The 480-nt window shown below is 42.7% G+C and carries 1 protein-coding gene; it reads left to right on the top strand.

The features are described 5' to 3' along the window. Window positions 1-28: 28 nt before the first annotated feature. Window positions 29-480 (top strand): hypothetical protein (locus Y882_RS19510; RefSeq protein WP_425479489.1); only part of this gene is annotated, 452 nt, incomplete at its 3' end.

Below are 480 nucleotides of genomic sequence, written 5' to 3'. Positions count from 1 at the left end.
GGTAGATGGTATTGCTTGCCGTCAAACTATGGATAAGAACTTTGATGACTTATTCCGTCTGGTTCAGGAATACCAACCACAACAAGTTGGTGTAGAAACTACTGGACAGCAAGGTGGTTTTATTTCTCTTCTTCAGAAGGAAATGCTTAACCGTAATGTGTTGTTTAACTTTGCATCCAGTCGTGGAGGCCAACCGGGTATTCATCCTGTAACCAGTAAGCTATCGAGGTTTAACCTCGTGGTTCCCTGGTTCAAAGCTGGTAAGATGTATTTTCCTGCTGAAATGAAAGATAGCCCAATCATGACACTCTTTATGGGGCAAATTCGTTTAGCCACTATCAATGGTCTTAAAGGTAAGGATGACTGTATTGATACCATTTCAATGCTTGGCTACCTGAACCCGTGGAAACCACAAGCAGGTATGGTTCCAGTTAATACATCAGGTGACCCATTGTGGGATGATGGTGATGATACTGGAAG

The sequence above is a fragment of the Dyella japonica DSM 16301 genome (assembly GCF_001010355.1).
Classification (GTDB): domain Bacteria; phylum Pseudomonadota; class Gammaproteobacteria; order Xanthomonadales; family Rhodanobacteraceae; genus Dyella; species Dyella japonica.
Note: the sequence above shows the minus strand (reverse complement) of the source record. Positions and strands in the feature narration are given on the sequence as shown.